The sequence below is a fragment of the Aetokthonos hydrillicola CCALA 1050 genome (genome assembly GCF_017591665.1).
In the GTDB taxonomy this organism is placed as follows: domain Bacteria; phylum Cyanobacteriota; class Cyanobacteriia; order Cyanobacteriales; family Nostocaceae; genus Aetokthonos; species Aetokthonos hydrillicola.
Window position 1 is genome coordinate 24,557 of the sequence record NZ_JAAKGC010000075.1, and the last position, 8,807, is coordinate 33,363.

At 41.4% G+C, this 8,807-nt stretch carries 9 protein-coding genes; 6 read left to right on the plus strand and 3 right to left on the minus strand.

Annotated features, from left to right (window positions below; translation table 11 throughout):
• The first annotated feature begins 60 nt into the window (after nt 1-60).
• The gene (locus G4P69_RS27365) at nt 61-1,473 is read left to right on the plus strand and encodes an IctB family putative bicarbonate transporter (protein ID WP_208352541.1); all 1,413 of its coding nucleotides are present in this window, start codon (nt 61-63) and stop codon (nt 1,471-1,473) included.
• A gap of 215 nt (nt 1,474-1,688) precedes the next feature.
• Here the strand turns inward: G4P69_RS27365 and G4P69_RS27370 are convergent, their stop codons facing one another.
• Nucleotides 1,689-1,982 (minus strand): WGxxGxxG family protein, encoded by a 294-nt coding sequence (locus G4P69_RS27370; protein WP_208346211.1) that lies wholly within the window; start codon nt 1,980-1,982, stop codon nt 1,689-1,691.
• Between the two features lie 248 nt (nt 1,983-2,230).
• Between G4P69_RS27370 and smpB the strand changes: the two genes are divergently transcribed.
• From smpB to G4P69_RS27390, 4 genes are all read left to right on the plus strand, one after another.
• Entirely contained in the window at nt 2,231-2,698 is a 468-nt protein-coding gene (gene smpB / locus G4P69_RS27375) for an SsrA-binding protein SmpB (protein ID WP_208346210.1), read from the plus strand.
• Nucleotides 2,699-2,784: 86 nt separating this feature from the next.
• Nucleotides 2,785-3,504 (plus strand): rhomboid family intramembrane serine protease, encoded by a 720-nt coding sequence (locus G4P69_RS27380; protein WP_208352529.1) that lies wholly within the window; start codon nt 2,785-2,787, stop codon nt 3,502-3,504.
• A gap of 96 nt (nt 3,505-3,600) precedes the next feature.
• The gene (locus tag G4P69_RS27385; protein WP_208345375.1) at nt 3,601-4,296 is read left to right on the plus strand and encodes a rhomboid family intramembrane serine protease; all 696 of its coding nucleotides are present in this window, start codon (nt 3,601-3,603) and stop codon (nt 4,294-4,296) included.
• Between the two features lie 82 nt (nt 4,297-4,378).
• Complete coding sequence (locus G4P69_RS27390) at nt 4,379-5,485, plus strand: peptidylprolyl isomerase (RefSeq protein WP_208345377.1); 1,107 nt, start codon at nt 4,379-4,381, stop codon at nt 5,483-5,485.
• 139 nt (nt 5,486-5,624) lie between these two features.
• Here the strand turns inward: G4P69_RS27390 and G4P69_RS27395 are convergent, their stop codons facing one another.
• Nucleotides 5,625-6,197 (minus strand): Uma2 family endonuclease, encoded by a 573-nt coding sequence (locus tag G4P69_RS27395; RefSeq protein ID WP_208345374.1) that lies wholly within the window; start codon nt 6,195-6,197, stop codon nt 5,625-5,627.
• Nucleotides 6,198-6,263: 66 nt separating this feature from the next.
• Here G4P69_RS27395 and thiL point away from each other — a divergent pair, with 66 nt between their 5' ends.
• Nucleotides 6,264-7,268, plus strand: a complete 1,005-nt coding sequence (gene thiL / locus G4P69_RS27400; RefSeq protein ID WP_208352531.1) for a thiamine-phosphate kinase — start codon at nt 6,264-6,266, stop codon at nt 7,266-7,268.
• A gap of 38 nt (nt 7,269-7,306) precedes the next feature.
• On the opposite strand, the gene G4P69_RS27405 is transcribed toward thiL, so the two are convergent.
• Complete coding sequence (locus G4P69_RS27405; protein ID WP_208352540.1) at nt 7,307-8,320, minus strand: type I glyceraldehyde-3-phosphate dehydrogenase; 1,014 nt, start codon at nt 8,318-8,320, stop codon at nt 7,307-7,309.
• Nucleotides 8,321-8,807 lie beyond the last annotated feature (487 nt).

Sequence of the window (8,807 nt, forward strand, 5' to 3'; positions counted from 1 at the left end):
AGCCTCAATCATAGATGTACACTCAAGTAGTTTCCACGCCCTATCAGAGATTTTTTTATGATCAATTTAGTCTGGGAAAGATTTACCTTATCTTATTTACCCATAAAAGAATACCTTAATACTAGCTACTTACACCGTTCTCTAGTAGGGCTAGTCAGCTCTTGGCGACAGACTAGTATCTTGATTCAGTGGGGAGATATAATAGCAGTCGCTTTACTTAGTGTTGTCTATGGTATCACGCCTTTTGTGGCAGATAATACAAAGTTGGTAGGTTTATTACTGGCTGCTTGCGCAGGATTTTGGCTGCTGTTGACGGTTTCAGACGAAACCTTTCCAAGAGATACTCCTACTGTTACACCGATTCATCTACTGGTATTACTTTATTGGGCGATCGCTATAGTAGCCACAGCTTTAGCACCTGTAAAAAAGGCAGCTTTTAGTGATCTGGTAACGCTGACGCTTTATTTGCCTCTGTTTCCTCTTTGTGCCAGAGTTCTTCGCTCATCCCGCCTTCGATCTTGGCTCATCACCTTTTACTTGCACATCTCCCTCATTGTCAGTATTTATGGAGTGAGGCAATGGTTTTTTGGCGCTCGGCAATTAGCGACTTGGGTTGATCCAGAATCTTCTCTATCCAAGATTACAAGAGTCTACAGCTACTTAAATAATCCTAACTTACTGGCTGGATACCTTATGTCAGCAGTAGTTTTAAGTTTCGTGGCAATTTTTGCATGGCAAAGCCGATTTAAGAAAGCCCTAGCTCTAACGATGCTTGTCGTTAATGGTTCTTGCCTAATTCTGACTTTTAGTCGTGGTGCTTGGATTGGACTATTAATTGCTGTTTTGGTTTTGTTACCATTATTGCACTATTGGTGGAGTCCGCAAATGCCTCCTTTCTGGCGTACTTGGTTTGTGTGGATTGTTTTAGGAGGTTTGGCGGGGTTACTAATACTTGGAATGGTATTGTCAGATCCATTGCGTGAAAGAATATTCAGTATTTTTGCTGACCGTAGCGATAGTAGTAATAATTTTCGCAAGAATGTTTGGGCTGGTGTCTTTAAAATGATAGCTGATTATCCACTTACTGGTATTGGCCCTGGTCACAATTCTTTCAATCAAATCTACCCTTTTTACTTATTTCTGCCCTCGTATACTGCTTTGAGTGCTTATTCAATTTTTCTAGAAATAACGGTGGAAACTGGATTGATTGGTTTAGCGAGCTTTGTTTGGTTAATAATTGTGACTTTTAATACAGGTTTTTTACAATTGCGGCGGTTACTAGAGTTAAGAAGTGTGGGGGGGGTTTGGTTAAATTGTGTGATTGCCCGGTTTATAGGTCAGCTTTGTTATAATATGTTTTACACCGTTTGGGATTGTCCTTTTTTTCATACAGTTTGGTGGTTAATGGTTGCTTTAATTGCTAGCTATTACATGCCTGGACGCCAGGAACAAAGCTCAACGCGCCATTTGTGAATAAGTACCAACACTGACTTATAAGAGGGAGCAGGGAATATTCCCTCTTTCATCCCTGGCGGTGAAAATTTTTTCGTTGGGACTGGCTCGTTCTACCTTCGATCGGTTGAGAATTAGCCAGTGGCGAAAATACTTATTTCTTCCAAAGTCGTTCACTTGTATGCCTCGACCAGTGAGAGATTGAGAGCAAATAACACCCTCAACACTTTTTTATATTAGTCTCTGTAAGTAGTGGAACCTACAGCATTTGGGTCACGATAACGTGGCACATCTTCAGATCGTCCTTTACCTCTTAAACCCGCTAAACCAAACAAGCCTAGTAATCCTAACCAACCCCAATCAAAATCTCTGTCGTTGGTAGTTCTGGTATCAGAAGTTGTGGCGTTGTTACCGGAGTCACCAGTTCCAGTAGTTGTGTTTTGGGCAAAGGCGGGTACGCTTAAAGGCAAAAGTGCCATGCTCAAGGTGAGAATGCTAGCACTCAAGGCTTTAGTGAAATTAAGTTTCATACTTTCAATCATCCCTGGTTAGTTGATTTCCACTTTACCTTGCCTATCCATCAACAAAATCAACCTCTGGCTGTAAACTGGGTATCTACACAAGTCAAGCTAAAGATAGAACAAAGTGTCGATAATACTACTACTTCAGTAGTTTTGATAAAATACTAGATAATATAGATAAAAGTTAACGCTAAGCTAATCTAGGTAATAACAAATTAAATTAGAGTTTTACACATTGAACACATCTCAAATTTTTCATGAGCGAAAAGAGCGAAGGATATAAAGTTATTACTGACAATCGTCAAGCCCGTTTTTTGTACGAAATTCTTGATACCTATGAAGCGGGAATTGAGTTAACAGGTACTGAGGTTAAGTCAATCAGAGCAGGTAAGGTTAATCTCCAAGATGGATATGCTTTGATTCGAGACGGACAAGCATGGCTGATCAACGTCCATATATCACCTTACACTTCAAGCGGGCAGTATTTTAATCATGAGCCGCGACGGACACGTAGACTGCTTTTACATAACGACGAGATCCGCAAACTAATTGGCAGGGTGGAACAGCAAGGTTTAACGTTAGTACCTTTGAAAATGTATCTCAAGCGAGGCTGGGTAAAAGTAAGTATTGCTGTTGGTAGGGGTAAAAAGCTTCATGATAAGCGAGAAGATATTAAACGACGCCAAGATCAAAGGGATATGCAAAGGGCAATGAAAAATTATTAGTCGATGGTTCAACCACAGGTAAGAAGAAAGTACTCAAAAAATCGGGTAATGTGTGGGTGGTTTATCAAAAATAAGGAAAAATACCTGTGGTTCCCATTAGAGACGATAATCCTACGACAATTACGCCTTATGTGACTTATGGGCTGATTGCTGTCAACGTCCTAGCTTTTGTTTATGAAGCAAGTCTACCCCCACAGCAATTAACTGGGTTTCTACACCTTGCAGCTGTAGTACCAAGAGAACTAACTGCTAGCTTTGCTGGTATTAGTGTGCATCAGCCAGTACCAGAATGGGTAACATTGATTACTTCTCAATTTTTGCACGGCGGTTTATTACACTTAGCTGGCAACATGTTGTTTCTATGGATTTTTGGTAATAACGTTGAAGAAAAGTTGGGTCATATCAAATACTTGTTTTTCTATTTAACTTGCGGTGTTTTAGCATCATTGACCCAATGGTACTTTTCACAAAATTCTTCTATTCCTTCATTGGGCGCAAGTGGTGCGATCGCAGGTGTTTTAGGAGCTTACATTCTTCGCTTCCCACAAGCAGAAATTCTTGGCATTATTCCTTTGGGTATTTTCTTTCCCTCGTTCCGCGTCCCAGCATTCTATTTTCTGGGATTTTGGTTTCTTGAGCAAGCGTTTTACGGATTCATCAGCTTGGAAACCCCTACAAATATAGGCATGGAAAGTGGTGGTATTGCTTATTGGGCACATTCAGGTGGTTTTCTGTTTGGTGCAATTCTAGGCCCGTTGTTGGGGTTATTCAGCGATAAACGTGCTGAGGAATTCTTCGAGAGATAATTAACAATAGGTGTTCTTGGTTGTTAGTTGTAATTTCATCATTACCCCTAATAAATAGGCTATATTGCAGTTAATAAATCATTAGGAAAAACACCTGTGTTTCCTCTTTACGATGAAAATCCAACGCGAATTACCCCATACATTACCTACGGGTTGATTGGCATTAATGTTTTAGTTTTTCTACACGAATTCAGTTTACCAGAGCCACAATTAAATCAGTTTCTGCATCTGTATGCAGTCATACCAAGAGAGCTAAGTGCTGGTTTTGCAGGTATACCTGTTAATCAACCAGTACCAGAGTGGCAAACATTAATCACGTCACAATTCTTACACGGTGGTTGGTGGCATTTAATCTCTAACATGTTATATTTATGGATATTTGGGAACAATGTTGAAGAACGTTTAGGTTCTTTAAAATATTTGATATTTTATCTAAGCTGCGGCGTTTTTGCAGCTTTATGCCAGTGGTTCGTTGGTATGACCTCTGGAATTCCTTCTTTGGGAGCAAGTGGCGCGATCGCGGGTGTCCTAGCTGCGTACGTTATGCGTTTTCCTCAAACAAGAGTTCTAACATTAATTTTCTTAGGTTTTTTTGCCACCACAATCAGAGTTCCGGCCGTTATCCTAATAGGCCTGTTTATCGTCCAAAATGTTATATCAGGTCTCGCTACTTTGCAAGCAGCCGCTAGCATGAGCGTACAAACCGGTGGAGTGGCATATTGGGCGCATGTTGGCGGTTTCGTTTTTGGATTGATTCTTGCGCCAGTATTTGGATTGTTTCGGCGCGATTGATGGAAAAGAGTTTCCTTTCCTATGGGAAGATTATTGGTGGGTCACGCCTAGTCAAAAATTTGTTTTACATTTGAGCAATCCGATGTTCAGTTTATTCAAATCCTGGCTTGAAAAAAGCCTAATTTCTCTGCTGTTGGTAATACTATTTTTAGGAATCAGCACAGCTGGGTGGACTCCCTCAAGTAGCGCCGCGCTACCAGCTGGAAACCCTATTACAGACGGTAAAGCTTTATTACGATACGCACTCCCCATTAATAATAAGCCGGTACGGGAATTACAAGCCTCTTTGGAAGATATTTCTGGACAATTGCGGGCGAATCGGCGTTGGGGTGCTATTTCTAGCGACTTGAGCAAAGCATCACGGATTCTAGATAACCCCTCTAAACTCTTAGCGAATATCCCCGCAGAAAATCAATCGAAAGCCCAAGCTTTGATTACTGAACTCAAATCTAGCGTAGATGCCATGAAAGAAGTGGCTAAAACTAGAGATAAGGGACAAATTCAGGAACAACGAACCAAAGCACTAAATATTGTAGGGGAATTAGAACAATTAATGCTCAAGGGATTCCCTTTTAAAGTCCCAGAAGAATACAGTAACTTACCTCAACTTAAAGGTCGTGCCACCGTAGACATAACAACTGACAAAGGTTCAATCACTTTAGTTGTAGATGGCTACAGTGCTCCTGTGACTGCTGGAAACTTTGTTGATTTGGTACAGAGGGGTTTTTATAATGGATTAGAATTTACCCGTGCTGAAGAATCATACGTCTTACAAACTGGAGATCCACCAGGAAAAGAAGTAGGTTTCATTGACCCGCAAACAGGTAAATATAGAGCCATTCCCTTAGAAGTTCTAGTTGAAGGCGATAAAGAACCTACTTACGGAATAACTTTAGAAGACGCTGGTCGTTACACTGATATGCCAGTCTTGCCTTTCTCCGCTTTTGGTGCTTTAGCAATGGCGCGTCCCGAAAGTGATGTGAATGGCGGTTCTTCACAAATTTTCTTCTTTCTGTTTGAACCAGAACTAACTCCAGCAGGACGGAACCTATTAGATGGTCGGTATGCTGTGTTTGGCTATGTTACTGAAGGTAAAGAAGTTTTGCGGAAACTTAAGGCAGGAGACAAGATTCAAGAAGCCAAAGTTGTTCAAGGTGCAGAGAATTTACTAGAACCTCAAGTGGCGTAGTTTTGGTTGCTCATACCAATTCACTTAAATGTTGATATATGTAAGGGCGAACGCCGTTCGCCCCTACAGCTTTGGTGTACCTCATTTATTTGAAACCTGCTGTATGTCGCCAGCATTTTTTGAATTGGTATCAGGCAGGTTAACTAAGCTTACCGGCTTGAAATACTTGTTCAGGGGTGACAATTAACTCTGGAAATATTGATGATGCAATTTGCTCCTTATCAGTAAACACCGTCTGTTCGTACAGACCTTCTTCAAGCACTAAAACGGTAATTTTTGCCTCTATAGGGTCTACAATCCAGTACTCTGAGACTTCTAATGCTGCGTATTCAGATCGCTTATAGCGATAGTCTCGCTTCACTGATTCTGGACTAACAACTTCTACAATCATTATTGGAGGCGATTGAAATACTGCTGAAACATTCATCAATTCCCTTGCTTGATCTCGTGACACTACACATAAATCAGTCAACCTAGATTTATTTATACTTGTTCTCAACCCAGTTTCTCTCAAGCAAAGCCAAGGTAAGGTCAAGCGTTTAATTTCTGCTTTTAAGACTGTGTCTAGAAAATCAACAATAAGAAAATGTTCAACTGTAGGTGGGTTCATTAGCTCTAATTTGCCATCCACCAACTCATAATGAAAACCAGTACTATCATCGTAATTTAGGTAATCTTCAAAGGTGAGGTTAGATGCTAGTGTAGTGACCATCTCAAGTGAGTCGTAGAAGGTAATTCCATCGTAACCTGGAAGTAAATATAAAGCCTAAGAGGTTCTGTGCTAGTTCAAGATATTGGGGAACAAGGTCTTTTAGAAAGATTACAGCGTTTTTGTCCTCCAGAAATTATTGGGGATGATGCAGCAGTGCTTGCGAGTGAAACGGGTAAATCTTTGGTCGTAACAACCGACGTATTAGTTGATAAGGTTCATTTTAGTGAAATCACTACTTCCGCGCAAGACGTTGGTTGGCGTGCTGCTGCGGCAAATCTATCAGATATAGCAGCAATGGGTGCAACGCCATTGGGAATCACTGTTGGATTAGCACTTCCAGGAAATGTTGCTGTTAGTTGGGTAGAAGAATTATATCAAGGAATGGCAGAATGTCTAGGACAACACAACACACCAATAGTTGGAGGTGATGTGGTGCGATCGCCTGTGATAAATGTAGCAATCACAGCTTTTGGTCAAGTTCACCCCAATGGTATTATCCGCCGCAATACAGCTAAAGTAGGAGATGCAATTGTGGTTACCGGTGTTCACGGAGCTTCTGCCGCAGGTTTAGAATTGCTTTTGCATCCTGAATTGGGAGAAAACCTTAGTGATGGCGATCGCACAACTCTTATTAAAGCCCATCAACGCCCGCAACCCCGACTCGACGTTTTACCAATTCTTTGGGAAATCTTAAACTTTAACTTTTCCACCTACCCCATCCCAATTGCTGGAATGGATAGCAGCGACGGTTTAGCAGATGCTGTGCTACAAATCTGTCGAGCTAGCAGGGTTGGTGCTGTTGTTGAAAGTGTTCAAATTCCGTTACCAAACGCTTTTAAAGACTGGGTTACCAAACAACAAGCACTAGAATATGCTTTATATGGTGGTGAAGACTTTGAATTAGTGCTATGCTTAGCAAGACACACAGCAGATGAACTAGTGGAAAAACTTGGAAAAGATGCTGCTGTTATTGGGAAGATTACAGAAGGTCCAACGGTAGTGTTACATAATGACAATGCAAAAAACCCCGAGCAAGTTTTGACACTTAGCCGGGGTTTTCAACATTTTTGATATTTATTTAGTTGTGTCTATACCACTCAACTAACAAATTAACTCCACTTAGCCGCTACAAGCTCAGCTAAATCTAAGACTCGTTGGCTATAACCCCATTCATTATCGTACCAAGCCATAACTTTCACCAGGTCATTGCCCATGACTAGTGTCAAGCTAGCATCAACAATGGAAGAAGCATCAGTACCTTGATAATCAGACGATACGAGCTGTAGTTCACTGTAATCTAGAATGCCTTTCAATTGGTTTTGAGAAGCATCTTTAAAGGCTTGATTAACTTCTTCTGTAATGGTAGGCTTTTCAACCTGCACTACAAAATCGACCATTGAAACATTGGGTGTTGGTACACGCAGTGCCACACCATTCAGCTTACCTTTAAGATCTGGTAATACTAAAGCTACTGCTTTTGCTGCGCCAGTGGATGTAGGCACGATGTTTATCGCAGCAGCACGCGCCCGTCGTACATCTCGGTGAGAAGCATCTAGCAGGCGCTGGTCACCAGTGTAACTGTGGGTGGTGGTCATTGTGCCTTTGATGATATGAAACTTCTCGTGCAACACCTTAGCAATAGGAGCCAAGCAATTGGTAGTACAGCTAGCGTTGCTGATGATGTGGTGTTTGTTGTGGTCGTACTGCTCGTGATTTACTCCAACTACAAAGGTACCGTCTTCGTTCTTCCCTGGAGCGGTAATTAGAACCTTTTTAGCGCCAGCATTGACGTGCTTTAAAGCCCCTTCTTTAGAAGTAAAAACTCCAGTAGCTTCAATAATTAAATCAATTTCCCAGTCTTTCCAGGGCAAGTTTTCTGGGTTGCGATCTGATACACACTTAATGGTCTTACCGTTTACGGTAATTGAATTATCATCAGCACTAATATCAACATCCTTTAGCTTCCCTAGCATGGAGTCATACTTGAGCAGGTGAGCGTTGGTTCTAGGATCTGATGTGTCATTGATAGCGACAAGGTCGATTTTGCTATCTTGTCTACCTATCCAACAACGCGCAAAGTTACGCCCGATGCGCCCGAAACCGTTAATTGCAACTCTAATCACAGCGTCTTGCCCTCTATATTTATATGCCTAAACAAATGCTATGGATGACCCACATCATACCGCAAACACAGAGTATTTATGACTATAAAGTCGTAAATCCTTAAAAAAATGTATAGAAGTCTTGGGAGAAGGGGGCATGGGGCATGGGGCATGGGGCATTGGGCATGGGGCATTGGGCATGGGGCATTGGGCATGGGGCAGGGGGAAGATAAGAGAAGAAAGAGTGTAATTTATTTTTTGTGAATATTTAAATAGAAGCTAGAATCTGGAATGCTTCAAGCGACTGTTGTATCTATCTTAAGTAGATCTACCTCATACCTAGGACTTACGTATTGACAGAAATCATCAGCTATGTAGTACGAATTAATAGCGCCTAAATGAAAGATTTTTTCACAAATAAGGGTGTTACCGTCCATTGTAGGGGCGCAAGCATGAGCGCCCCTACAGGTTTAAAACAACCATTATCCGTTAATCCACATGATGTTCG

Bases quoted from the DNA above. Each gene is read 5' to 3' on its own strand.
- G4P69_RS27395 (WP_208345374.1), bottom strand. From the start codon at position 6,197: ATGGTCACTACACTAGCATCTAACCTCACCTTTGAAGATTACCTAAAT.
- G4P69_RS27370 (WP_208346211.1), bottom strand. From the start codon at position 1,982: ATGAAACTTAATTTCACTAAAGCCTTGAGTGCTAGCATTCTCACCTTG.
- smpB (WP_208346210.1), top strand. From the start codon at position 2,231: ATGAGCGAAAAGAGCGAAGGATATAAAGTTATTACTGACAATCGTCAA.
- G4P69_RS27390 (WP_208345377.1), top strand. From the start codon at position 4,379: ATGTTCAGTTTATTCAAATCCTGGCTTGAAAAAAGCCTAATTTCTCTG.